21 protein-coding genes and 1 pseudogene are annotated in these 22,691 nt (G+C 60.7%); 9 read left to right on the forward strand and 13 right to left on the reverse strand.

The genetic code is table 11. The features are described 5' to 3' along the window. Positions 1-265: pseudogene (locus tag PSEUDOMOFG3G_RS08385) on the reverse strand (phage infection protein); the annotation flags it as partial. A gap of 263 nt (positions 266-528) precedes the next feature. Between PSEUDOMOFG3G_RS08385 and PSEUDOMOFG3G_RS08390 the strand changes: the two are divergent. Continuing rightward, entirely contained in the window at positions 529-1,158 is a 630-nt protein-coding gene (locus PSEUDOMOFG3G_RS08390) for a glutathione S-transferase family protein (RefSeq protein WP_076384000.1), read from the forward strand. Positions 1,159-1,263: 105 nt separating this feature from the next. On the opposite strand, the gene PSEUDOMOFG3G_RS08395 is transcribed toward PSEUDOMOFG3G_RS08390, so the two are convergent. The 5 genes from PSEUDOMOFG3G_RS08395 to PSEUDOMOFG3G_RS08415 form a co-directional block, all read right to left on the reverse strand. Beyond that, positions 1,264-1,800 (reverse strand): membrane integrity-associated transporter subunit PqiC, encoded by a 537-nt coding sequence (locus PSEUDOMOFG3G_RS08395; protein ID WP_139049624.1) that lies wholly within the window; start codon positions 1,798-1,800, stop codon positions 1,264-1,266. 17 nt (positions 1,801-1,817) lie between these two features. After that, positions 1,818-3,476, reverse strand: coding sequence for an intermembrane transport protein PqiB (locus PSEUDOMOFG3G_RS08400; RefSeq protein ID WP_107322626.1), 1,659 nt, complete (start codon positions 3,474-3,476; stop codon positions 1,818-1,820). Next, a complete protein-coding gene (locus tag PSEUDOMOFG3G_RS08405; RefSeq protein WP_047227758.1) occupies positions 3,457-4,116 on the reverse strand; it encodes a paraquat-inducible protein A in 660 nt (219 codons plus the stop codon). The genes PSEUDOMOFG3G_RS08400 and PSEUDOMOFG3G_RS08405 overlap by 20 nt, the downstream gene beginning before the upstream one ends. Beyond that, complete coding sequence (locus PSEUDOMOFG3G_RS08410) at positions 4,113-4,709, reverse strand: paraquat-inducible protein A (protein WP_047227759.1); 597 nt, start codon at positions 4,707-4,709, stop codon at positions 4,113-4,115. The genes PSEUDOMOFG3G_RS08405 and PSEUDOMOFG3G_RS08410 overlap by 4 nt, the downstream gene beginning before the upstream one ends. A gap of 69 nt (positions 4,710-4,778) precedes the next feature. Then, complete coding sequence (locus tag PSEUDOMOFG3G_RS08415) at positions 4,779-5,219, reverse strand: CBS domain-containing protein (RefSeq protein WP_047227760.1); 441 nt, start codon at positions 5,217-5,219, stop codon at positions 4,779-4,781. Between the two features lie 247 nt (positions 5,220-5,466). On the opposite strand from PSEUDOMOFG3G_RS08415, the gene PSEUDOMOFG3G_RS08420 reads away from it, so the two are divergent. Next, positions 5,467-7,830 (forward strand): DNA polymerase II, encoded by a 2,364-nt coding sequence (locus PSEUDOMOFG3G_RS08420; protein WP_076384003.1) that lies wholly within the window; start codon positions 5,467-5,469, stop codon positions 7,828-7,830. 144 nt (positions 7,831-7,974) lie between these two features. Here PSEUDOMOFG3G_RS08420 and PSEUDOMOFG3G_RS08425 read toward each other — a convergent pair whose 3' ends face one another. Beyond that, positions 7,975-8,796, reverse strand: a complete 822-nt coding sequence (locus PSEUDOMOFG3G_RS08425; protein ID WP_047227762.1) for an aldo/keto reductase — start codon at positions 8,794-8,796, stop codon at positions 7,975-7,977. A 108-nt stretch (positions 8,797-8,904) separates the two neighbouring features. Then, the gene (locus tag PSEUDOMOFG3G_RS08430) at positions 8,905-10,056 is read right to left on the reverse strand and encodes an aldose epimerase family protein (protein WP_139049625.1); all 1,152 of its coding nucleotides are present in this window, start codon (positions 10,054-10,056) and stop codon (positions 8,905-8,907) included. Between the two features lie 295 nt (positions 10,057-10,351). Between PSEUDOMOFG3G_RS08430 and PSEUDOMOFG3G_RS08435 the strand changes: the two genes are divergently transcribed. The 3 genes from PSEUDOMOFG3G_RS08435 (at position 10,352) to PSEUDOMOFG3G_RS08445 (ending at position 12,818) form a co-directional block, all read left to right on the forward strand. Further along, positions 10,352-11,101: a hypothetical protein gene (locus PSEUDOMOFG3G_RS08435; protein WP_047227764.1), complete on the forward strand. Its 750-nt coding sequence runs from the start codon at positions 10,352-10,354 to the stop codon at positions 11,099-11,101. 102 nt (positions 11,102-11,203) lie between these two features. Beyond that, positions 11,204-11,989: a sulfite exporter TauE/SafE family protein gene (locus PSEUDOMOFG3G_RS08440; protein ID WP_047227884.1), complete on the forward strand. Its 786-nt coding sequence runs from the start codon at positions 11,204-11,206 to the stop codon at positions 11,987-11,989. Positions 11,990-12,269: 280 nt separating this feature from the next. Beyond that, the gene (locus PSEUDOMOFG3G_RS08445; RefSeq protein ID WP_047227765.1) at positions 12,270-12,818 is read left to right on the forward strand and encodes a DUF4174 domain-containing protein; all 549 of its coding nucleotides are present in this window, start codon (positions 12,270-12,272) and stop codon (positions 12,816-12,818) included. 21 nt (positions 12,819-12,839) lie between these two features. On the opposite strand, the gene ampC is transcribed toward PSEUDOMOFG3G_RS08445, so the two are convergent. After that, a complete protein-coding gene (gene ampC / locus PSEUDOMOFG3G_RS08450) occupies positions 12,840-13,988 on the reverse strand; it encodes a class C beta-lactamase (RefSeq protein WP_139049626.1) in 1,149 nt (382 codons plus the stop codon). A gap of 252 nt (positions 13,989-14,240) precedes the next feature. Between ampC and PSEUDOMOFG3G_RS08455 the strand changes: the two genes are divergently transcribed. Next, positions 14,241-15,119 carry a Dyp-type peroxidase gene (locus PSEUDOMOFG3G_RS08455; protein WP_139049627.1) on the forward strand — a complete coding sequence of 293 codons (879 nt, stop codon included), beginning with the start codon at positions 14,241-14,243 and terminating at the stop codon, positions 15,117-15,119. Between the two features lie 90 nt (positions 15,120-15,209). Then, entirely contained in the window at positions 15,210-15,956 is a 747-nt protein-coding gene (locus PSEUDOMOFG3G_RS08460; protein ID WP_076384007.1) for an SDR family oxidoreductase, read from the forward strand. A 150-nt stretch (positions 15,957-16,106) separates the two neighbouring features. Here PSEUDOMOFG3G_RS08460 and mapR read toward each other — a convergent pair whose 3' ends face one another. From mapR to PSEUDOMOFG3G_RS08475, 3 genes are all read right to left on the reverse strand, one after another. Further along, complete coding sequence (gene mapR / locus PSEUDOMOFG3G_RS08465; RefSeq protein ID WP_047227769.1) at positions 16,107-17,516, reverse strand: GntR family transcriptional regulator MpaR; 1,410 nt, start codon at positions 17,514-17,516, stop codon at positions 16,107-16,109. A 164-nt stretch (positions 17,517-17,680) separates the two neighbouring features. Further along, a complete protein-coding gene (gene ccoG, locus PSEUDOMOFG3G_RS08470; RefSeq protein ID WP_047227770.1) occupies positions 17,681-19,093 on the reverse strand; it encodes a cytochrome c oxidase accessory protein CcoG in 1,413 nt (470 codons plus the stop codon). Between the two features lie 246 nt (positions 19,094-19,339). Beyond that, positions 19,340-19,576 (reverse strand): DUF3203 family protein, encoded by a 237-nt coding sequence (locus PSEUDOMOFG3G_RS08475; RefSeq protein ID WP_139049628.1) that lies wholly within the window; start codon positions 19,574-19,576, stop codon positions 19,340-19,342. A 136-nt stretch (positions 19,577-19,712) separates the two neighbouring features. Here PSEUDOMOFG3G_RS08475 and PSEUDOMOFG3G_RS08480 point away from each other — a divergent pair, with 136 nt between their 5' ends. After that, the gene (locus PSEUDOMOFG3G_RS08480; protein WP_076384010.1) at positions 19,713-20,213 is read left to right on the forward strand and encodes an MgtC/SapB family protein; all 501 of its coding nucleotides are present in this window, start codon (positions 19,713-19,715) and stop codon (positions 20,211-20,213) included. An 87-nt stretch (positions 20,214-20,300) separates the two neighbouring features. On the opposite strand, the gene PSEUDOMOFG3G_RS08485 is transcribed toward PSEUDOMOFG3G_RS08480, so the two are convergent. Then, positions 20,301-20,465: a hypothetical protein gene (locus PSEUDOMOFG3G_RS08485; RefSeq protein WP_171061344.1), complete on the reverse strand. Its 165-nt coding sequence runs from the start codon at positions 20,463-20,465 to the stop codon at positions 20,301-20,303. Between the two features lie 221 nt (positions 20,466-20,686). Here PSEUDOMOFG3G_RS08485 and PSEUDOMOFG3G_RS08490 point away from each other — a divergent pair, with 221 nt between their 5' ends. Then, on the forward strand, positions 20,687-22,687 hold the full coding sequence (locus PSEUDOMOFG3G_RS08490; RefSeq protein ID WP_139049629.1) for an alpha-1,4-glucan--maltose-1-phosphate maltosyltransferase: 2,001 nt from the start codon (positions 20,687-20,689) through the stop codon (positions 22,685-22,687). Positions 22,688-22,691 lie beyond the last annotated feature (4 nt).

Raw genomic sequence — 22,691 nt, forward strand, 5'->3', positions numbered from 1 at the left:
GTTGCAGACGATCGGAACCACCTTCAGCAACGCGGTTCTGTTGCAGGCGATCGGAACCACCTTCAGCAACGCGGTTCTGGATCAGACGATCAGAGCCACCTTCGGCAACGCGGTTCTGGATCAGGCGATCGGAGCCGCCTTCGGCAACACGTTTTTCGATCAGTCGATCAGAACCACCTTCGGCAACGACCGGGTGGGAGGAGGCGGCGAATGCGTTGGCTGCCAGTACCGAGAAAGCGAGGCTGAGGATGATTTGGCGTTTCATGATGGTGTGCTCCGGGGATGCAGTGGGTTGGTGTGGAGCCATTGTTGTCCGGAGCGACAATCAAGAGAACTTCATTGGCCTGATGGTGAATATCGACGGCGGTGATACCTCGCCGAGCGGTTGGCAAGCAATATTGATGTTGACTGATCCGCCGACATCGCGGGCAGGCTCGCTTCCATGGAGAGTGCGTGTCGTCTGCCGGGTGGAACACTGGCGGGCCCGCGGGTTCTACCGGCTACCCCCCAAGCGCAGGAGGCAAGTTCATGTATCAGTTATTCGGCTACAGGCAATCCGGCTCTTCGGCTGTGGAGATCGCCCTGTGCCTGTGTGGCGTGCCTTATCGCCGTGTCGATGCCTATTCGACCGAAGACAACGAGGCGTCGAAAGAGCTACAGGCATTGAACCCTCAGAAGCAGGTCCCGACCTTGCAATTGCCGGACGGTTCGGTGCTGACCGAAGCCGCGGCGATTCTGATCCATCTCGGGCTGGTGTTTCCTGAATCGAAGTTGCTGCCGGACGATCCGACCCAACGTGCTCAAGCCATACGGGGCCTGGTCTATATCGTCGCCAATTGCTACACGCCCATCGGCATCATCGATTTTCCAGAGCGCTGGCTGGTCGACGCGGATGAAGCGACCCGGCAGCAATTGGTGTCGGGCACCCGACAGCGGCTACATCGCAACTGGGCGCTGTTTGCCGACCAGTTTGCGGCTCGTCCTTTTCTCAGCGGTGCCGAGCCGGGAGCGCTGGATATCCTGGCCGCCGTGGTCACGAAGTGGGAAGACACGCGGGAGGCCATGCTGAATGCCCGACCGCCGTTCTACGAGCTACTGGAGCGCATCGACCGCCATCCGCGCATTGCGCCGGTGCTGTCGCTGCACTGGCCCTTGTAGGCGCTGTCGAGCGCAGCGAGGCTGCGGTTTTTCCGAGTAGCAAACGAAAGATCAAAACAGAAAGATCGTCCAAACGCGGCCCGAGCCTTCGGCAGCGCCTACGGGTCAAGGGCATGTCATTTTGGTGGCGGCTTGCTCAACGAGGCCGACAAACTGCCGCACATTTTGCTGATGGGCCGTCACCAGCTCATCGATGCTGCTCCCCGCCGGCGTTTGCAGGCTGTTACGGCAGGTCAGGGTATGGGCTTCGTTGCCCAGGTCGCGCAGGCGCCACTGCACGTCCATGCGGGCATATTGGCCGGGGATCGAATCGAAGCGCTGCACATCCACCCGCAGCAATAACTTCGCTGCGCCTGGGTTGCTCAGTTGTTCGTCCAGGCTGCTGCGCAGTTCATCGGCCAGACTGGCGCCCCACCATTGCGTTTCCAGGATCGCCAGCCCGCTGTTGCCTTGGCGGATGACCATTTGCGCGCGGTCCACCTGAGGCGGAACGCTCACCTGCTCGAGCTGGATGTCCATGTTCGTGCGTGGCTGGCCGGCAGGTTGAGCCGGGCTTAGGGTGTGGTACTGGATCGGATCGCCGCGGCAGGCAGCAAGCAGCAGCACCAAGGCAACCAGGGGGAGTTTCAGCATCAGCGGCATGGGGCGTGCTCCTGTGGTCATTCGTTCGCCGGCAATGTGAGGTTCTGCGCCGGTGCATCCTTGGGACGGCCGCGAAGCAGTGATTCGGGATGGCGGCTCAGGTAGTCGGACAGCTCGCGCAACGAACGCGACATGCGCCCAAGATCGTCCAGGGTCTGCGTCAGTTGTTCGCGTTGCGGCGAATCTTCGGCCAGGGTCGAGTTGGCCGATTGCAGGGTCTTGCTCACGTCCTGCAACGTGTTTTGCACGCTTGGCAGGGTCTTGCTGTTGAACTGGGCCAGACCTTTGCGCAATTCAACCAGGTTGCCGTTCAGGTTGTTGGCAACGCTTTCGAGGGGCAGCTTGTTGATTCGCTCGACCATCGCCTGCAGTTGTTCCTGCAGTTGCTGGAGACTGCCCGGGATGGTCGGTATACGGACCGGGCGGGCGTTGGCGTCGAAAGTGACTTTTTCGGCCTTGGGGTAGAAGTCCAGCGAGATGTACAACTGCCCGGTCAGCAGGTTGCCGCTACGGGCCTGGGCACGCAGGCCGCGTTCGACGAAACTGCCGATCAGGCGAGCGCCGGCAGCTTCGTCATCCGGGTTGTGATTGAGCGCCTTGAGCAGTTTTTCATGGGCCTTGCCCAGGCGCTGAGGGTAGAACACCACGCCGACATTGACCGGGAAGCTGCGCAGCTTCTCGTCGAAATCCAGATTGATAGCTACGACCCTGCCCACTTCGATGCCCAGGAATTCGACCGGCGCTCCGACCCGCAATCCGCGCAATGCCTGATCGAAGCGTAAAGCCAGGTATTGCGCCTTGCCATCCGGCGGGGCCAGGGCGCTCTGCTGGTCGGCAAACAGCTCGAACGTCTTGTCCTCGCTAGCGGGGCTGTCGTTGGGACTGTATTCCGGTGCCCGAAATGCGATGCCGCCCACCAGCAGCGCCGAGAGTGACTCGGTCTTGACCGCAAAGCCGTTGGCACCGACGTTCACGTCCACGCCGCTGACGTTCCAGAACCGGGTGTTTTCGGTGACGTAGACATCGTTGGGGGCATTGACGAATACGTCGATGTTGACCCCTTTGCCATCGGCATCCAGCGCATAGGACACCACTTGGCCCACCGGAATCTTGCGCAGGTACACCGGCGAGCCGATGTCCAGTGAACCGAGGTCCTGGGAATGCAGGGTGAAGCGCTTGCCCGGTTCACCGTAGGTGATCGGTGGCGGGGCTTCCAGGCCGGTAAAGGACTTGGCACGAACCTTCGATTGACCGGCGTCGGCCCCGATGAAATCCCCTGACAGCAGGGTATCGATCCCGGAAATTCCGCCGGCTCCGATGCGCGGCCGTACCACCCAGAACACCGAGTCCTCGTGCGTGAAGGTCTCCGCCGTCTTGGCCAGCTTGACCGTGGCGGTGACGTTCTTCTGGTCGTCGCTCAATTGCACGTCGGTGACCTGGCCGATGACCACGTTGCGATATTTGACCGGTGTCTTGTTGGCGGTCAGGCCCTGGCCGGTCTTGAAGGTGATGGTGATGGTCGGACCTTCCTGCAGCCAGTTGTTGACCACCAGGGACAACCCTACCAGCACCGCGATGATCGGCACTATCCATACCAGCGACACCGTCCAGCGGCGGCTGGTGACATGGGCGCGACCTGGTGCCGGTTGCTGCCCGTCAGTGGCTTGCGACTTCATCCATGGCCTCCTCGGATGGTTGGGTGTCCCAGATCAGGCGTGGGTCGAAGCTCATGGCCGACAGCATGGTGAACAGCACCACGAGGCCGAAAAACAGGATGCCCGGTCGCGGCTCGATATCGCTCAGTGCCTGGAATTTCACCAGCGCCGCGACCAGCGCCACCACCAGCACGTCGAGCATCGACCAGTAGCCGATGACTTCCACCAGCCGATACAGTTTCGCCCGCTGGACCTGGGCCCAGGTGCTGCGCCGCTGCACGGTGACCAACAGCAAGGTCAGTACCACGAACTTGATGCCTGGTACCGCGATGCTGGCGATGAAAATGATCAGGGCGATGTCCCAGGCGCCGCCCTGCCAGAACTCGATGACGCCACTGATGATGGTGCTGTCGGCGCCATCCCCGAGCATCTGGGTATTCATCACCGGCAGCAGGTTGGCCGGAATGTAGAACACCAATGCCGCCAGCATGTAGGCCCAGGTACGGGTGAGGGTGTCGGGTTTGCGCCGGTGCAACGGGGCGTCGCAGCGGGGGCAGGTCTCGGGCTCGTCGCTCATGTCACAGGCCAGGCCACAGCTGTGGCACAGGCACAGGTTCAGGTCGCGGGCCAAGGGCGGGGGAGGCAACGGTTCGCGGTTCATAGGTTGTCCCATAAATCGCGCACATCGCGTCCGGCGATGCGGATCATCAGCAGGCTCAGGGCGGCCAGGGCAAACAGGCCGATGCCCGGCAGTACGTCCAGCAGCCCGGCGAGTTTGATCACCGCCACCAGCGCACCCAACAGGCACACCTCCAGCATGCTCCACGGCCGCAGTGCTTCCAGGCTGCGCATGCACAGACTGAACCCCGGCGCCCGTTGATTGGCGTAGGCATAGGCCAGCACCCAGATCAGCAATACCAACTGAAAGACCGGGGCAATGATGATCGCCACCGCGGCCACCAGGGCGATGAAGGTGATGGGGCCCTGGCTCAGGGCCACGATGGAATCCCACAGCGTCGCGCTGTTGCTCAGGCCCTGGAGACGGATGCTCATCACTGGATAGATGTTGGCGAAAGCCCACAACACCGCTGCCGTCACACTCAAGGCCAGGCGCTGTTCAATGGTCAGGCCGTTGTAGCGCTGAATCACCGCGCCACACCGCACGCACGAGGCTTTCTGATGCGCAGCGAGCACCATCGGCTCGTACACCGCATCACAATGTTCGCAAATGATCAGTCGGTCGGTATCGGCCATCGGGATGCTCGGCAGGACAACTCCTTCAATATAGAAGGAGGTTGGGATTGAGCAACCCGCCCGAACGGGTCATTCGCCGCGAATGTATTGCTCCAGTTGTCGGATCAGGTCCGCCTGCTCGGCAATCGCTTCCTTGACCAGGTCACCAATGGACAGCAGACCCACGAGTTTGCCGTCTTCGACCACCGGCAAATGCCGCAAATGTTTTTCGGTCATGATGCTCAGGCAGGTTTCGACATTCTGGTGGGGGTCTATCGTAATCACGGGTGACACCATGATATCGCTCACTTTGGTGCCTACTGAGGAGCGGCCATGCAAGACCATTTTGCGCGCGTAGTCGCGCTCACTGATGATCCCCAGTACTTCGCCGTTCTTCACCACCAGCAGGGCACCGACGTTTTTCTCGGCCATGCGCATCAGGGCCTGCAGCACCATGTCGTCCGGTGAAATGGTGTGCACTTGCTGGTTTTTCTCGTCTTTGATCCGGAGCAACTGCGCGACGGTTTTCATGGGGAAGCCTCAGGTGTTGTTTTTGCAGGTGGTTTAAGAATCGTAGACCCAACGGCGCAGAGCAAGCGGTAAAGCGGCAGTCAGTCGTCCAAAAACGTCATTGTCGGTGAGTTCACCACCGAAGTGAGGCCATGCACTGTTGGGGCGAGGGATTTATCGCCACTGTGGGGGCAAGCCTTGCTCCCACAGATAAATCCCCTCACCACAGGTAGAATCGTCGCTTACGCAAAAAATCGAGGTTGCAGCGGTGGATCTACAGCAGGGCTTCGTCCTGACCCGGCATTGGCGCGATACCCCGGCCGGCACCGAAGTCGAATTCTGGCTGGCGACCGACACCGGCCCCCGGCGCGTGCGCTTGCCGGTGCAGCCGTCGGTGGCATTCGTGCCACAGATTCAGCGCGGTCAGGTCGAAGCCTTGCTGCAAGGGGAGAAGGACGTTGAATTGCGACCCCTGGACCTGCTGGATTTCGAGCATCGACCGGTGCTGGGCCTGTATTGCCGGCAACATGCCCAACTGATGCGCCTGGACACCACCTTGCGCCGTGCCGGCGTGGAGGTGTTCGAAGCTGACATCCGTCCGCCGGAACGCTACCTGATGGAGCGTTTCATCACCGCGCCGGTCTGGTTCGGTGGCACAAAGGCCGCTGAGGGCCTGCTGCTGGACGCCCAGATGAAACCGGCGCCCGAGTATCGTCCGCCTTTGCGTCTGGTGTCCCTGGACATCGAAACCACCGCCCAGGGCGATTTGTACTCCATTGCCCTTGAAGGCTGCGGCGAGCGTCAGGTGTATATGCTCGGCCCGCCCAATGGCGACGATACTGCCGTGGATTTCCAGCTCGAATATTGTGAATCGCGCACTTTGCTGCTGAAGAAACTCAACGATTGGTTCGCCCGTTTCGACCCTGACGCGATCATTGGCTGGAACCTGGTGCAGTTCGATTTGCGCGTGTTGCATGAGCATGCCCGGCGCCTGGCTGTGCCGCTACGCCTGGGGCGAGGCGGGGAGGAGATGCAGTGGCGCGAGCATGGCGCGCGCAACAATCACTTTTTCGCCTCGGCGGCAGGCCGGCTGATCATCGACGGCATTGAGTCGCTGCGTTCGGCGACCTGGAGTTTCCCTTCGTTCAGCCTGGAGAATGTCGCCCAGACGTTGTTGGGAGAGGGTAAGTCCATCGACAACCCGTACCAGCGCATGGACGAGATCAATCGCATGTTTGCCGAGGACAAACCGGCCCTGGCCCGTTACAACCTCAAGGACTGTGAGCTGGTGACGCGGATCTTCGCCAAGACCGAGCTGCTCAAGTTCCTGCTGGAGCGGGCCAGTGTCACCGGTCTGCCGGCGGACCGCAGCGGTGGTTCGGTGGCGGCCTTCACACACTTGTACATGCCACTGATGCACCGCCAGGGTTTCGTCGCGCCGAACCTTGGCCAGCGCCCGCCCGAGGCCAGCCCGGGTGGTTTTGTCATGGATTCCCAGCCGGGGCTCTACGAGTCGGTGCTGGTGCTGGACTACAAGAGCCTGTATCCGTCGATCATCCGCACCTTCCTGATCGACCCGGTAGGCCTGATCGAAGGCCTGCGCCACCCGGACGAAAGCCAGTCGGTGCCAGGTTTTCGCGGGGCACGTTTCTCCCGCACGCGGCATTGCCTGCCGGCCATTGTGGCGCGGGTAGCCGAAGGCCGGGAAACCGCCAAGCGGGAACACAATGCACCGCTGTCCCAGGCATTGAAAATCATCATGAACGCCTTCTATGGCGTACTCGGTTCCAGTGGCTGTCGTTTCTTCGATCCGCGGCTGGCGTCCTCCATCACCCTGCGGGGTCACCAGATCATGCAGCGCACCCGGCAGTTGGTCGAAGCCCGGGGGCATGTGGTGATTTACGGTGATACCGACTCCACGTTCGTCTGGTTGCGCCGGGCCCACGGCCAGGAAGAGGCGGCGTCCATCGGCCAGGAACTGGTGGCATACGTCAATCAGTGGTGGCGCGAACACGTGCGTGATGAGTTCGGGCTGGAGAGCGCACTGGAGTTGCAGTTCGAAACCCATTTCAAACGTTTTCTGATGCCCACCATTCGTGGCGCGGAAGAGGGCAGCAAGAAGCGCTATGCCGGGCTGGTCACCCGCGCCGACGGCAGCGACGAGATCGTCTACAAGGGCCTGGAAACCGTGCGCACCGACTGGTCGCCGCTGGCCCGGCAGTTCCAGCAGGAGCTGTATGGGCGGATCTTCCACCGCAAGCCTTACCAGGATTATGTGCGCGATTATGTGCACCAGACCCTGGCCGGAGCGTTCGATGATCGGCTGGTCTACCGCAAGCGCTTGCGCCGGCCTCTGGAAGACTATGAACGCAACGTACCGCCGCATGTGCGCGCCGCGCGGCTGGCTGACGAGTTCAACCAGCGCCAGGGCCGTGCGCGGCAATACCAGAACGGCGGGTGGATCAGCTACGTGATCACTGTCGCCGGCCCTGAGCCGCTGGAAACCCGCAGCGCGCCGATCGATTACGACCATTACGTGACCAAACAGCTGCAACCGGTGGCGGACGCGATTCTGCCGTTTGTGGATGACGATTTCTCGACCCTGGTGGGGGGGCAGATGGGCTTGTTCTGACGGATGCGCCAGTGTTGCGGGCGGGAGGCTTTTGTGGCGAGGGCGCTTGCTTCCGCTGGGGCGCGTAGCGGCCCCTTCTGGCGGTTGCTGCGCAACCGAGCGGGAGCAAGCTCCCTCGCCACAAAAGCGCTTTGCTCGTGAGAACTAGACCATCGCCAAGCGCTGCTTGCCTTCGGGCTGCGGGAATATCAAATCCAGCGCCGCCAGATCCTGGGGTGCGAGCTTCAGGTTGGCCGCTTCGGCGTTCAAGCGCACATGTTCGCTCTGAACGGCTTTGGGAATGGCAATGACATTGTCTTGGCGCAACAGCCAGGCCAGGGCGATCTGCGCTGGGGTTGCGCCATGGCGTTCGGCGATCTGCCCCAAGGTGTGGTCCTTGAGCAGTTGCCCGCCCTGGCCGACCGGGCAGTAAGCCATGACTGGCATGCGCTGCTGTTGGCACCAGGGCAGCAGGTCGAATTCGATGCCACGCTCCTGCAGGTTGTACAGCACCTGGTTGGTGGCGCAGGCCGGTGAAGCCAGTTCTTCAAGGTCCGCGACATCAAAATTCGACACGCCCCAGCGGCCGATCTTGCCTTCTTCGCGCAGGCGTTCGAACGCTTCGACGGTTTCTTCCAGCGGGTATTGCCCGCGCCAATGCAGCAGATAGAGATCGATGTAATCGGTGTCCAGTCGGCGCAAACTGCGTTCGCAGGCAAGCGCAATGCCTTTGCGGCTGGCATTGTGGGGATACACCTTGCTCACCAGGAAAACCTGGTCCCGCAGGCCGGTGATCGCTTCCCCAACGACCTCTTCGGCGCCGCCCTCGGCGTACATCTCCGCCGTGTCGATCAGCGTCATGCCCAATTCAATGCCCAGGCGCAGGGCCGCCACTTCCTTCTTGTGAAGGGACGCTTCTTCACCCATGCGCCAGGTGCCCTGGCCAATCACCGGTACGGCCTCGCCAGCCAGTTCCAGAGTCCTCATGTCTACCTCCTGTTTGCAGAACATCAGACGTGTGGCAGCAGGATAGACCAGGTGTTCAAGGTTGATCGTCCCCACCGCCGTGGGAACGATCTTTTCGAAGGGCAGGATTTATTGCGCGGAGAACTTCAACACCATGGTCTGGGTGTAGGTCTGGCCGGGGTCAAGCCGGGTCGATGGGAAGTTCGGCTGGTTTGGCGAGTCGGGGTAGTGTTGGGTTTCCAGAGTGAACGCGCCCCAATGCGGATAGACCTTGCCGTGCTTGCCCTTGATCGTGCCGTCGAGGAAGTTGCTGGTATAGAACTGCACGCCAGGCTCGGTGGTGTAGAGCTCCAAGCGCCGTCCGGACTGTGGGTCGTAGACATCAGCGGCCAGTTTGCTCACGTCACCCTTGGCGTCAAGTGCCCAGTTGAAATCGAAACCGCCCTGTTTGGGTTCGGCGAATTTGAGCTGCGGGTGATCGGCCTTGATATGGGTGCCGATGGCGGTGGGCTTGGTGAAGTCCATCGGCGTACCGGCCACGGGGGCCAACTCACCGGTGGGGATAAGCTTGTCGGTCACCGGGGTGTAATGGGCGGCATGCAGGGTCGCGACCTGTTTGAGTATGTCGCCGTTACCGGCACCGGCGAGGTTGAAATAGCTGTGGTTGGTCAGGTTCAGCACCGTGGGTTTGTCGGTGGTGGCCTGGTACTCGATACGTAATTCGTTCTGTTCATTGAGGCTGTAGGTGACATCTGTTTTCAGTGCGCCTGGGAAACCCATCTCGCCATCCGCCGACAGGTAGGTCAGGGTCACGCCCACCGAGTCCTTGTCGTCATGGGGTTCGGCCTTCCAGACGCGCTTGTCGAAACCTTGCGGTCCGCCGTGCAGGGAGTTGCTCTTGTCGTTCTGCGGCACCTGGTAGCGCTTGCCGTCCAACTCGAATGCGCCGCCAGCCAGGCGATTGCCGAAGCGGCCAATGGTTGCGCCGAAATACACATTGCCGTTCTTCTGGTAACCCTGCACATCGTCGAAGCCCAGCACAACATCGGCGGCCATACCGTTCTTGTCCGGCACGATCAGTGACTGGAGGATCCCGCCGTACGTGATGACAGTAGCCTCCATGCCGTGGCTGTTGCGCAGGACGAATTTTTCCACCGCGGTACCGTCGCTGGTCTTGCCGAACGCTGCGCGTTCATTGCTCAGGCCGGCGGCCTGGGATGCAGAGGTGGCGATCATCAGAGACACTCCGAGAGCCGTGAGCAGATGTCTGGATTCAAGCATGGTGTGACCTTCCTTCCTGTCTTGTTGTTGTTTGGAACGCGGGTCGAGTCCGGTGTTTAGTCGGACAGCGATGAAGGTATATTTGGTTAGTAGTCTTTCTATTTGAAAGACTAGAAGGGATATATAGCCATTAATCGCGATTAATCAATTAAAAAGTCATACTAATTGAGCGGAGCGGATCTTTCCCATCTGTGTGGTTTTCCCTCGTCCATCGCACTTTTACGTTTTTTGCCGCTCTATCCATGGCCAGGAAGCGGCGACCCCCACCGCCTCCCCAAGCCCAGACCGAGACTCGATGGCCGGTGTTTTTCATTTCGTGATGGTGTCGCGACGTCGCTGTTCAGCGCTGTTGGCCGGCGTGTTGATGTTGCTTGGCGGCGGTTGCAGTCATCAGCAGGGGCAAGACATGGTCACGCAGTTCAGCAACACCAGGCCTCAGGAACTGCTGCAGACCAGCGTTGACCGCATGGCCACACTGGCGATGCATGACAACCTGCAAAGCCTCTATCTGCTGATGAACAAGCTTTATCTGCGCAACCCCGAAGAGTTGCGCAAGTCCGGATTTCTCGACGCCCGTGCCGCGGAAAAGCAGGTGCGCCTGGCCATCGAGCAGCAACAGCCGTTACCGACCCTGGGCGGCAAGAAGGACCTGGCCGCCCTGAGCTATGCCATGAGCCCTGAGTTCCTGGGGGATCGGGTGGGGGCGTTCATCTACGCCATTGGCAGCATGCTGGTCACGGCCCATGGCAATCGTCTCGAGTTCTACATGACCGACGCGATCGACCCACGCTTTGTCAGCAACGCGGCGCGCAACATCGAAAAAGCCACTTGGATACTCAGCCAACGACTGGACAAAGACGGCAAACCGCTGCTGTTTTCCAATGAGATTTCGGAGGAGGGCAGCAATCTCAGCTTTGCCGTGGAGTTTGGAAAAATCGTTGCGCGCCTGGACCTGCTGACCCAAATGCTGGACGAGCGCTACCGGCGGATCGGTCTGAACTATGCCCAGAGCCTGCTCTTTCTTAACTTCCTGCCGGTTCAGTAACGTCAGAGGAAAAGGGAATAAAGATAGATCACATTGGTATAGGTGGTTATAAGAAAAATCGCTATGCTCGCGACCAGATTTTATTTCATGCGGTCGCGCTTAATGGATTTCGGTAATGTCGGTTTAGTCATAGCGGGCTTGGTCGTCGGCTTTATCGTCGGGATGACCGGCGTGGGCGGCGGTTCGCTGATGACCCCCATTCTGTTGTGGTTTGGTATCAACCCTGCAACCGCAGTGGGTACCGATCTGCTGTACGCGGCGATTACCAAGTCCGGCGGTGTATTGGTTCACGCCAAGAACCGCAACATCGATTGGGCCATCACCGGCTGGCTGACCTTGGGCAGTGTGCCGGCGGTAGGATTGACGCTGTGGTTTCTCAGCAGTCTGCACAGTTCGCCCGACGCCATGAACGCGATCATCAAGCAAGCCCTGGGTTTTGTGCTGTTCGCCACCGCCCTGGCGATTCTGTTCAAGAAACGCCTCCTGCAATTTGCCCATGATCGTGCGGGCGGCCACTACAATCCCACCGGCTCGCGGCTCAATGTACTCACCGTCGTCACTGGCCTGATATTGGGCGTCATGGTCGCACTGACCTCCATTGGCGCTGGCGCACTGGGCACCGTCGCACTGTTCATTCTCTATCCATTCCTGGTCACCAAGCGCCTGGTGGGCACTGAAATCGCCCACGCCGTACCGCTGACCCTGGTCGCTGGCCTGGGCCACGCCAGCATGGGCAACATGGACTGGCACATCCTGGGTTATCTGCTGGTCGGCTCGTTGCCGGGCATCTACCTGGGCAGTCACTTGTCGGGCCGCATTTCTGATGAGGTGCTGCGCCCATGCCTGGCAGTGATGCTGGCGATGATCGGGTTCAAGTTGGCGTTCTAACTAACCTGCGCACCAATCAATGTGGGAGCGAGCCTGCTCGCGATGAGGCCGGTACAGCAGAACATCTGCTTGATTGACTGTGCGCCATCGCGAGCAGGCTCGCTCCCACATAAGTTGTGCCCGACTCCTGTCACGAAATTGTTCATCTCCCACGCCACGGTTGCGCAATGACCCCTCTGGCCTAAGCTTCAAGGCAGGCAGGCGCGGTATTGGGCGACTGTCGCGGAACAATCGCCGCCATGCGCAATCAGTACAGCGTAGATATCAAAAGGAGAGGCGCATGCTCATTCGGTCGTTGACCTTCGCTACCTTGTTGGCCATTGCAGGTCCCTTGTTCGCCGCGGATGGCGACTCACCCTTGGCCGCGGACAAGGGCAAATCCCGCCCCTTGATTGTCATCGCGCCGAGCACCGTCGATCCTGCATGGGTCAGCCTGAAAAAAGCATTGGAGGAACCGGCCGGCAAACAGGGTTTTTCCGAGCGCAACCTGGTGCTTTACACCGTGCTCAACACGATGGGGCAGCGCGATGGCAAAGACCTGGACCCGCAAAGCACCATGGCGCTGATCCGGTCACTCAGGTTGGGGGCCGGTGCCCAGACCAAGATCATCCTGGTGGGCAAGGACGGAGAAAAGAAGCTTGAGCACTCGGGAGCGATTGAGCTGAAGGACATCTTCGACACCGTCGATAAACTGCCCCCAGCAGAAAAGGAAGCGGCGGCGCCAGCCCCGACTCCCGCGCCTGAAGCTGCGCCGGCCCAGGAAGGCAAGGGTGCCAAGGCAGGCAAGACGGGCAAACCGATGACTGCGCCGAAGCCGCTGGAGGATTGATCGGTCAGGCGATGGTGGCGCCTATCGTTTCTCCAGCGCCGTCAGGATCTTGTGCGCGGCCTTCACCCGTTCCTCGATCGGGTAGTTTTTGTTTGCCAGCATCACGATCCCCATATCCTTTCCAGGAACGAACGCCGCATAGGCACCAAAGCCACCGGTCGAGCCAGTCTTGTTGATCCAGCTGTCGGCCGGCGCAGGCAGGGGTGGGTTGAGCGGCTCCACTTTTTGTGGCATCAGGGCCATCTGCGGTGCATTGCCGGCCAATAGCGCGTCAAGCGTGACGGGGTAGGGGTAGAACTCCCAACCCAACCCCTGGGTCATGCCATTGGCCTTGTAGAACCCGGTATGCGTCGTAGCGATGGCCTGTCGCAGATCGGCGTCCAGCTTTTCAGGCCGCAGGTTAGCCTCGATGAAGCGGATCAGGTCCGATGAACTGGTTTTCACGCCATAGGCCTCGGCGTCCAGCGCTCCCGGTCCGACCCGCACTGGCTTGCCGTCCTTCGCGTAGCCTTGGGCGTAACGGCTCAATTGATCCTTGGGCACCCGTACATAACTGTGCTTGAGGCCTAATCCCGGCATCAGTGTCTGTTCCATCACCTCATCGAACGGTCGTTCCAGGCTGCGGGCCGCCAGGTAGCCGAACAGGCCGATGCTCGGGTTTGAATAGAGCCGCTGGGTACCGGCCGGATAGAGTGGTTTCCAGGTCTTGTAGTAACTGAACATCCGGTCCGGATGGTCCGCTTCGCCAGGAAACTGCAACGGCAGGCCACCCGGCGTGTAGGTGGCAAGGTTGAGCAGGCTGATGCCTTGCAGGGCGCTGCCGCTCAGCTCGGGGGCGAAGCGACCGGCCGGGTCCGACAGCGACAGCTTGCCTTGGGCCTGGGCGTAGGCACCGAGGGTGGCGGTGAAGGTCTTGCTGACCGAGCCGATTTCGAACAGCGTCTGGTCGGTCACCGCCCGCTTCGTGTCCTTGGAGGCCACCCCGTAATTGAAGTAATGACGTTCACCATTGTGAGTGATTGCCACGGCCATGCCGGCGATGTCCTGTTGTTTCATCAAGGGCTGGATCACGGCATTGACGGTGTCTTCAACGCGCTCCTGGGCAATGCCCGTTGTTGTGCCGCAGGCGATGAAAAAAGCGCCCGTAAGTATCGATTTGGCAATGTGCATGTCTGACCGTTCTCCATGAGTCCTGAGGGTGCCAGCCGCTCTGCCAGCAGCTTTGGGGGCACCCAATCTAGGGAGTTTTCCGATGTCCGGCAATCGGGATCCTTGCAGTTCGAACCGGGTTCCGAGTCATCTGACCGGGTTGCAAGAGACTTCCTACGAAAATCTTTAGCGTCCTGGCCTTCGACAGCCCATGGCAAACCACACAAACCACTGGTCGCCGGGTAAACTTGCGCTCTTTCTAAAGGAGTCCACATGAGTTACTACCAGCCCGGCATTCTCGCCACCCCTGTTCCGCCTCAGGCCCGTCACTTGTTTTTTGCCCTGGAATCGGTCGAGGCGCTGCCGGCTGCGATCGATAAGCTTTTGTTGCAAGTCGATGATCGAGTAGTGATCGGCCTGGGCGAGTCGCTGGTCCAGGCGCTGGGTGCGCAGGTCGAAGGCCTGCGGGCGTTTCCGGCCCTGGCCGGCGTGGGCGTGGACAACCCTTCGACCCAGCACGCGCTGTGGTGCTGGCTACACGGCGAAGACCGTGGCGAGCTGCTGCACCGCAGCCGTGCCATCGAGGCCGCTCTGGCCCCGGCGTTGCGCCTGGTGCAGATGAACGAAACTTTCCGTCATATGACCGGCCATGACCTGACCGGTTATGAAGACGGCACTGAGAACCCTCACGATGAAGCGGCCATCGCCGCTGCCCTGGCTCAAGGTGTCGATGGAGTGCGCGGTGGCAGTTTTGCGGCGATCCAGCAGTGGCAACACGATCTGGATGGTTTCGCCGCCATGCAACCCCATGAGCGCGACAACATCATGGGCCGGCGCCTGAGCGACAACGAGGAAATCGACGATGCCCCGGAGTCGGCCCACGTCAAACGCACCGCCCAGGAAAGCTTCGCCCCGGAAGCCTTCGTCGTACGCCGTTCCATGCCGTGGATTGAAGGGGATCGCGCAGGCCTGATGTTCCTGGCGTTCGGTTTCTCCCTCGACGCTTTCGAGGCTCAACTGCGGCGCATGAGCGGCCTGGAGGACGGTATCACCGACGGCCTGTATCGCATGAGCCGGCCGATCACGGGGGGCTACTACTGGTGCCCGCCGTTGCTGGATGGACGTCTGGATCTGCGGGCTTTGGCTCGCTGAGCCAAGCGCAAGCACAACGGCTTGTGCAAAAGCGCAGCGTGAACGCTATTCTTGGGCCGGACGTCTATCCGTGCAATGGGGAGAGCAAACGTGGATAAGGTCATCGTTATCACCGGTGGCGGCCGCGGGATCGGGGCGGCCACGGCGCTGTTGGCTGCCGACCTGGGCTATCGGATCTGCATCAATTACCAGTCCGATGAAGGCGCCGCGCAGGATGTGCTCGGACAGGTCCGGGCCAAGGGTGCCCAGGCGATTGCCGTGCGGGCGGATGTCAGCATCGAAGACGAAGTGGTCGCGCTGTTCGACCGTGTGGACGCTGAGTTGGGTCGCGTCACCGCTTTGGTGAACAACGCCGGCACGGTCGCCCACAAGTCCCGACTCGACGAAATGTCCGAGTTCCGCATTCTCAAGATCATGAAGACCAACGTGCTGGGGCCAATCCTCTGCGCCAAGCACGCGGTGCTGCGCATGTCGCCCAGGCATGGCGGGCAAGGTGGCAGTATTGTGAACGTCTCCTCGGTGGCCGCCCGCCTGGGCGCGCCGGGCGAGTATGTCGACTACGCGGCCTCCAAAGGCGCGCTGGACACGTTCACCATTGGCCTGTCCAAGGAAGTCGCTGGAGAAGGTATCCGCGTCAATGCGGTTCGCCCAGGTTATATCTACACCGATTTTCATGCCCTCAGCGGCGACCCGGACCGGGTCAGCAAGCTGGAGTCGGCAATCCCCATGGCCCGTGGCGGCCGTCCCGATGAAGTGGCTGAAGCGATTATCTGGTTGCTGTCGGACAAGGCTTCGTATGCGACCGGGACGTTTGTGGATTTGGGGGGCGGGCGCTGAGCTTTGAAATATCAGTTGTCGGTTCTGCCGCCATCGCGAGCAGGCTCGCTCCCACATGAGATCTGCTGAGTAGCTGAGAGATTCGTCTCGCCGCAAACCCACTGTGGGAGCGAGCCTGCTCGCGATGGGGCAATAACAGACAACCCCATATCAAAACGACCGAATAATCCGTCCCAACGTCTCCATGGCCTTCTCCGACACTTCGGTCCACGGGCTGCCGTAGTTCAAACGGATGCAATTGCCGAAACGCCGGGTCGGTGAAAAGATCGGCCCAGGAGCGATGCTGATGCCTTGGGCCAAGGCCATCTGGAACAGTTTCAGCGAGTCCATCTGCTCCGGCAGTTCCAGCCACAGGAAATACCCACCCGCCGGTTGGCTGACGCGGGTCTGTGCGGGGAAGTAGCGGGCGATGGCGGCGAGCATGGCGCTTTGCTGTTCTTCCAGGGCGTAGCGCAGTTTGCGCAGATGACGATCATAACCACCGTGTTGCAGGTAATCGGCGATGGCCGCCTGGGCCGGCATCGAGGCGCACAGTGACGTCATGAGTTTGAGCCGTTCGATCTTCTGTGCGTAACGCCCGGCGGCGACCCAGCCGATGCGATAGCCCGGCGCCAGGCTCTTGGCGAACGAACCGCAATGCATCACCAACCCTTCGGTGTCGAACGCCTTGGCCGGCTTGGGTGCCTGCTGGCCGTAATAGAGTTCTGCGTACACGTCGTCCTCGATCAGCGGCACCTGATGACGGCGTAACAACTCCACCAACGCCTGTTTTCTTTCCTCGGGCATGGTCGCGCCCATGGGGTTCTGGAAACTGGTCATGCACCAGCATGCTTTGATCGGGTGGCGCTCCAGCGTCTGCTCCAATACATCCAGATCGATGCCGTCGCGTGGGTGTACCGGAATTTCCACTGCCTTGAGCTTGAGCCGCTCCAGCACTTGCAGGCTGGCGTAGAACGCCGGCGCCTCGATGGCCACCAGGTCGCCGGGCTCGGTGACGGCTTGCAGGCACAGGTTCAAGGCTTCCAGGGCGCCATTGGTGACCAGCAGTTCTTCCATGGGCAGCATCAGCCCGCCGACCATGTAGCGCAGGGCGATCTGTCGGCGCAATTGCGGATTGCCCGGTGACATGTCCGTGACCACCATTCGGGGGTCCATATCCCGCGTTGCGCTGGACAGCGAGCGGGACAGTCGTTGCAGGGGAAACAGGGTCGGGCTGGGGAACGCCGAACCGAACGGTACGGTGGCTGGATCCTTGATCGAGTCCAACACCGAAAACACCAGCTCGCTGACGTCGACTTCGGTGCTGTCGTGCACCTGGGTGCTGATCACCGGCTCGGCGAACGGATTCGGTGTATGGGCGTTGACGAAGTAGCCGGAGCGCGGACGAGCCCGGATCAGGCCACGACGCTCCAGCAGGTAGTAGGCCTGGAACACCGTGGACGGGCTGACGCCGTAGGTCTGGCTGGCATAACGCACCGATGGCACACGCTGCCCTGGGCCCAGCACGCCGGAGCGGATCAGCTCAGCGATGTCGTCGGCGAATTTCTCGTAGCGTTTCATAGCGGGCCCGCTCTTGAACAATTCAGGGGGTAACGCACGGCTTGCGCAGTTACCTGTGGGAGCGAGCCTGCTCGCGATGGGGCCGGTACATTCAATGTTGATATTGTTTGACCGTCCGCCATCGCGAGCAGGCTCGCTCCCACAAAGGTTCGGCATCTTAAGCCTCAACGATTTATCGGCGCCACAAAGCGGCTCGTGGCCTCACTGAAAGTCCCAGGCTCATCACTGTCGGCCACCTTGAAGACCATTTCCCGGGAGCCGCTACGGGGCCGTTCGCTGAGCATTGCCACCGACACCGGTACGTCGAGGATTTCCCCCGGCGCCAGGCTCAGTTGCGTTTTGCCCTGCAGGACAAAACCTTCGGCGTCCGCCAGGGACAGCTGATAATCCTGGCGCTGCTGGGTCTTGTTGATGATTTTCAGGCTGTAGATGTTCTCGATCTGGCCCAGGCTGTTTTCGCGGAACAGCCCACGGTCCTTGGTCACGTCCAGCGACACCATGGGGCGTTCTGCCAGCGCCACGGCCAAGGCCCCGATCATCACCAGCAGCACGGCGGTATAGCCAATCAACCGCGGTCGCAGCAGGCGAGTCCTGCCACCTTGCAACTGATGTTCAGAGGTGTACTTGATCAGGCCACGGGCATAACCCATCTTGTCCATGATCGAATCGCAGGCATCGATGCAGGCGGCGCACCCGATGCACTCCATTTGCAGGCCGTCGCGAATGTCGATGCCGGTGGGGCAGACCTGCACGCACATCTGGCAATCGATGCAATCGCCCAAACCCACATTGGCCGGGTTCACTTCGCGCTTGCGCGGGCCCCGGATTTCGCCACGTGCGGTGTCATAGGAAATGGTCAGGGTGTCTTTATCGAACATCACGCTCTGAAACCGTGCATAGGGGCACATGTGCATGCACACCGCTTCACGCAGCCAGCCGGCGTTGAGGTAGGTGGCGCCGGTAAAGAACAGCACCCAGAACAGACTGACACCGGCCATTTGCAGGGTCAGAAGTTCTTCGGCCAGCGGGCGGATCGGCGTGAAATAACCGACAAAGGTCAAGCCGGTGAGCAGGCTGATTGCCAGCCACAACGTATGTTTGGCTGAGCGACGCAGCAGCTTGTTCAAGGTCCAGGGCGCCGCCTGCAGCTTGATCCGCTGGTGCCGTTCGCCTTCGGTGATTTTTTCGCACCACATGAAGATCCAGGTCCAGGAACTCTGCGGGCAGGTGTAGCCGCACCACACCCGACCGGCAAATACGGTGATCGCGAACAGGCCGAAGGCGGCGATGATCAGCAGTGCCGACAGCAGGATGAAATCCTGGGGCCAGAAGGTCGCGCCAAAAATGTGGAATTTGCTTTCGGCGAGGTCCCAGAGCACCGCCTGGCGGTCGCCCCAGTTCAGCCATACAGTGCCGAAAAACAGCAGAAACAGAAGCCCTGCACCGCTGATGCGCAAGGTGCGGAATAAGCCGGTGAAGCTGCGGGTGTGGATCAGGTTATCGGTGGTCCGGGCCTTTATCTTCGTCGGCGCGGGTTCGAAGTGCTGTATCAACTGGACGGGGATTCTTTCGCTCATGGTCGGTCGCTCCTCAGCCTGTAACTGGCCGGCGCACTATGACCATCGAACTGTTTTCATAACAGACTCAGGTATCACGATAAAAACCGGATCAGATGCCCTGAGGCCCTGGCCCTGCGACACTTTGATGCATCCAGATCAGGCGAACAGATCTCGTTGGCGAAGACCGCAGTGGGAGCAAGGCTTGCTCCCACGCAGCCTCTTTGCACAGAGGACGATTTTCTTCAATCAAAGGGACAAAGGGATTCAGATCACCGAATCGCTATCAGTCGCCTTGAGGTTCTCACGCCCATCGACCGCCCCGGCCACGGTCAGGGCATCGGCTTGCGCCTCGGTGATGTACACCCGGCCACCGTTGAGATCCACCGCCGACATGGCTTTTTCCGCATCAGTGATAACGGTCAACTCGCTGGCGGGTCGCTGTTCGTTGAACTCTTCGGTGTCGAAGGTGCAGATGTGGTTGCTATCGATATTGAAACTCATGGTTAGGTTTCCTTCTGGATGTCCTGAACGTTAGGCGTCGGCCCGCAGCCGCGGTTCGTTGCGTCTGATCAGCGGTCGAGCGCACCTCTGGCCTGGCTTGCGGTCCATCGTTTATCGACCGGAAAGAGGACCGTTCATGGACGCCTGGTGGCATGAAGTCTGGATAACCCTGCAATCGGAATTCGCCGATATCACCGATGCGCAGCAGATGACGCGGGTAACCGTACGCCTGCTGATGGCTGCGTTGTTGGGCGGCATCCTGGGTTTTGAGCGTGAACACAAGGGCAAGGCCGCCGGGGTCCGGACCCATATGCTGGTGGCCTTGGGGGCGGCGCTGTTTGTGCTGGTGCCGCAGATGTCCGGCTCCGAGGCTGACGCCATGAGCCGTGTGGTGCAGGGTGTTATCGCCGGCATCGGTTTCCTGGGCGCGGGCACTATCCTCAAGGGCAACGATAGTGACGAAAGCCACGTAAAAGGCCTGACCACTGCCGCCGGCCTGTGGATGACCGCCGCCATCGGCGTCGCCGCCGGGCTGGGGCGCGAGTCCACGGCAGTGCTCAGTACGGTATTGGCGCTGGCGATCTTCAGCGTAATGCCGCTGATTGTCCGGGCGCTGGAGAAGGAGGAAAAGCCGTGACTGCGATCTCCAGCCAGAACACATAATCCTGTGTGGAGCGAGCAAGCCCGCTCCCACAGGTTTTTTGTTATCCACTAGGCTGTTGGTTCAAACCCGCTCCGGCGGCGCCTCGCTCGGCGGGTCGCCCAGAGGAGGCTGGGGATCAAGCGGCGGGTCTTTTTCCGGGATCGGTTCCGGCTCGGGGCCGGGTGGCGGCAGGGTGGGGTCGTCAATGTTGGGGTCGGGTGTTTCAGCCGGGATGGGAATATTCATCAGGACGAGTCTCCGTGACGCACATGGCTTGAGTCGTGCTTAACCTTGTTGACCACCCTGCGCCTGGTTTGATCCCGCTGCCATCGGGGCAAATCACTCTGAACTTTTAACCGTCGATTCGGTTCGGAGTTTAAGTGAGTTTTTTCAGGGATCCATCCTTTCAAGGACTACTGGGCCTTTACCGCCACAACGTCCATGGGGCGTAAAAGGAGCGATGCTCGATGACTGCTGAACAACACCCGACTGACCTGTCGTACAACCCGCATTTGCCATTGTCCCAGGCCCTGTTACTGCCGCGTATTGCCATTGAAAGCACCATGCCGGTCATCGAAGGCGGGCAATTCGCCGCCAAGGCCGTGGCCGGGCAGGACGTGACGGTGACCAGCAAAGTCTTCGCCGACGGTCATGACAAATTGGCCGTGCATATCCTTTGGCGGGCGCTGAAGGATGAGTCGTGGAACAACGCGGTCATGACCGAGCTGGGCAACAACGGTTGGCAAGGCCAGTTCAATGTGCCCGAGCAGGGCTTCTATGTGTTTCGCATCGAGGCCTGGATCGATCAGTTCGCCAGTTTCCGATACGAGCTGGAGAAAAAATTCGCGGCCGGCGTGCCCATCAGCCTGGAATTGCAGGAAGGACGCAATCAGGTGCAGATGGCGGCCGAGCGCAGCGAAGGTGAGCTGAGGGAGCAATTGACCGCGTTGCACCATGAGCTTTCCGGCCTGTTGCCAGCTGAGCAGGTGGCATTGTTCCTGGCACCCCGCAGTGCCGGTCTCATGTCCCAGGCCGATCATCGCCCCTATTTGAGTATCAGCCCGCAATACCCTCTGGACGTCGAACGCAAGTTGGCCGAGTTCGCCAGTTGGTACGAGCTTTTTCCCCGCTCGATCACCGATGATCCCAAGCGTCATGGCACCTTCAATGACGTGCATTCGCGTCTGGCGGTGATCCAGGACATGGGGTTCGATGTGCTGTACTTCCCGCCGATCCACCCCATCGGTCGCAGCTTTCGCAAGGGCCCGAACAACTCCCTCACCGCCGGTCCCGACGATCCGGGCAGCCCTTATGCCATCGGGAGCGAGGAGGGCGGTCACGAAGCGATTCACCCGCAGTTGGGCTCGCGCGAGGATTTTCGGCGTCTGGTGGCCGCGGCGGCCGACCATGGCCTGGAGATCGCGTTGGACTTTGCTATCCAGTGTTCCCAGGACCACCCGTGGCTCAAGCAGCATCCGGGCTGGTTCAGCTGGCGGCCGGACGGCACGATCAAATATGCGGAAAACCCGCCGAAGAAATACCAGGACATCGTCAACGTCGATTTCTACGCCGCGGATGCGATTCCCAGCCTGTGGCTGGAGCTGCGGGACGTGGTGGTGGGGTGGGTCAATGAAGGCGTGAAGATCTTCCGTGTCGACAATCCCCACACCAAGCCGTTGCCGTTCTGGCAGTGGTTGATTGCCGATGTGCGGGCCCAGCACCCGGAAGTGATGTTCCTCGCCGAAGCCTTCACCACGCCGGCCATGATGGCGCGCCTGGGCAAGGTCGGTTATTCCCAGAGCTACACCTATTTCACCTGGCGCAATACCAAGACCGAACTGGCGACGTATTTCACCGAGCTCAACGAATCTCCGTTACGCGAGTGCTACCGGCCGAACTTTTTCGTCAACACGCCGGACATCAACCCGGCGTTTCTCCATGAGTCGGGGCGCGCCGGGTTTCTGATCCGCGCGGCCCTGGCGACCATGGGCTCGGGCCTGTGGGGCATGTACTCGGGGTTTGAATTGTGCGAATCGGCGCCAGTGCCGGGCAAGGAGGAATACCTCGACTCGGAGAAGTATGAGATCCGCCCCCGGGACTTCACCGCGCCGGGCAACATCATTGCCGAAATCGCCCAGCTCAACCGCATCCGCCGGCAAAACCCGGCGCTGCATACGCACTTGGGCCTGACGATCTACAACGCCTGGAACGACAACATCCTGTACTTCGGCAAACGCACCGCCGATGGCAGCAATTTCATTCTGGTGGCAGTGAGTCTCGACCCGCATACCCCGCAGGAAGCCAATTTCGAGTTGCCGCTGTGGGAGATGGGGCTGCCGGACGATGCCCAGACCCAGGGCGAGGATTTGATGAGCGGGCATCGTTGGACGTGGTATGGCAAGTACCAGTTCATGCGTATCGACCCGGCCTACCAACCGTTCGGGATATGGCGGATCAGCGTGGCGTAAGGCT

Source organism: Pseudomonas sp. FG-3G (genome assembly GCF_901007645.1).
GTDB classification, from domain to species: Bacteria; Pseudomonadota; Gammaproteobacteria; order Pseudomonadales; family Pseudomonadaceae; genus Aquipseudomonas; species Aquipseudomonas rhizophila.

Bases quoted from the DNA above. Each gene is read 5' to 3' on its own strand.
- PSEUDOMOFG3G_RS08405 (WP_047227758.1), bottom strand. From the start codon at position 4,116: ATGAACCGCGAACCGTTGCCTCCCCCGCCCTTGGCCCGCGACCTGAAC.
- PSEUDOMOFG3G_RS08490 (WP_139049629.1), top strand. From the start codon at position 20,687: ATGACTGCTGAACAACACCCGACTGACCTGTCGTACAACCCGCATTTG.
- PSEUDOMOFG3G_RS08395 (WP_139049624.1), bottom strand. From the start codon at position 1,800: ATGCCGCTGATGCTGAAACTCCCCCTGGTTGCCTTGGTGCTGCTGCTT.
- PSEUDOMOFG3G_RS08415 (WP_047227760.1), bottom strand. From the start codon at position 5,219: ATGAAAACCGTCGCGCAGTTGCTCCGGATCAAAGACGAGAAAAACCAG.
- PSEUDOMOFG3G_RS08455 (WP_139049627.1), top strand. From the start codon at position 14,241: ATGAGTTACTACCAGCCCGGCATTCTCGCCACCCCTGTTCCGCCTCAG.
- mapR (WP_047227769.1), bottom strand. From the start codon at position 17,516: ATGAAACGCTACGAGAAATTCGCCGACGACATCGCTGAGCTGATCCGC.
- PSEUDOMOFG3G_RS08475 (WP_139049628.1), bottom strand. From the start codon at position 19,576: ATGAGTTTCAATATCGATAGCAACCACATCTGCACCTTCGACACCGAA.
- ampC (WP_139049626.1), bottom strand. From the start codon at position 13,988: ATGCACATTGCCAAATCGATACTTACGGGCGCTTTTTTCATCGCCTGC.
- PSEUDOMOFG3G_RS08410 (WP_047227759.1), bottom strand. From the start codon at position 4,709: ATGGCCGATACCGACCGACTGATCATTTGCGAACATTGTGATGCGGTG.
- PSEUDOMOFG3G_RS08435 (WP_047227764.1), top strand. From the start codon at position 10,352: ATGGCCGGTGTTTTTCATTTCGTGATGGTGTCGCGACGTCGCTGTTCA.
- PSEUDOMOFG3G_RS08440 (WP_047227884.1), top strand. From the start codon at position 11,204: ATGGATTTCGGTAATGTCGGTTTAGTCATAGCGGGCTTGGTCGTCGGC.
- PSEUDOMOFG3G_RS08400 (WP_107322626.1), bottom strand. From the start codon at position 3,476: ATGAAGTCGCAAGCCACTGACGGGCAGCAACCGGCACCAGGTCGCGCC.
- PSEUDOMOFG3G_RS08390 (WP_076384000.1), top strand. From the start codon at position 529: ATGTATCAGTTATTCGGCTACAGGCAATCCGGCTCTTCGGCTGTGGAG.
- PSEUDOMOFG3G_RS08430 (WP_139049625.1), bottom strand. From the start codon at position 10,056: ATGCTTGAATCCAGACATCTGCTCACGGCTCTCGGAGTGTCTCTGATG.
- PSEUDOMOFG3G_RS08425 (WP_047227762.1), bottom strand. From the start codon at position 8,796: ATGAGGACTCTGGAACTGGCTGGCGAGGCCGTACCGGTGATTGGCCAG.
- ccoG (WP_047227770.1), bottom strand. From the start codon at position 19,093: ATGAGCGAAAGAATCCCCGTCCAGTTGATACAGCACTTCGAACCCGCG.
- PSEUDOMOFG3G_RS08480 (WP_076384010.1), top strand. From the start codon at position 19,713: ATGGACGCCTGGTGGCATGAAGTCTGGATAACCCTGCAATCGGAATTC.
- PSEUDOMOFG3G_RS08445 (WP_047227765.1), top strand. From the start codon at position 12,270: ATGCTCATTCGGTCGTTGACCTTCGCTACCTTGTTGGCCATTGCAGGT.
- PSEUDOMOFG3G_RS08485 (WP_171061344.1), bottom strand. From the start codon at position 20,465: ATGAATATTCCCATCCCGGCTGAAACACCCGACCCCAACATTGACGAC.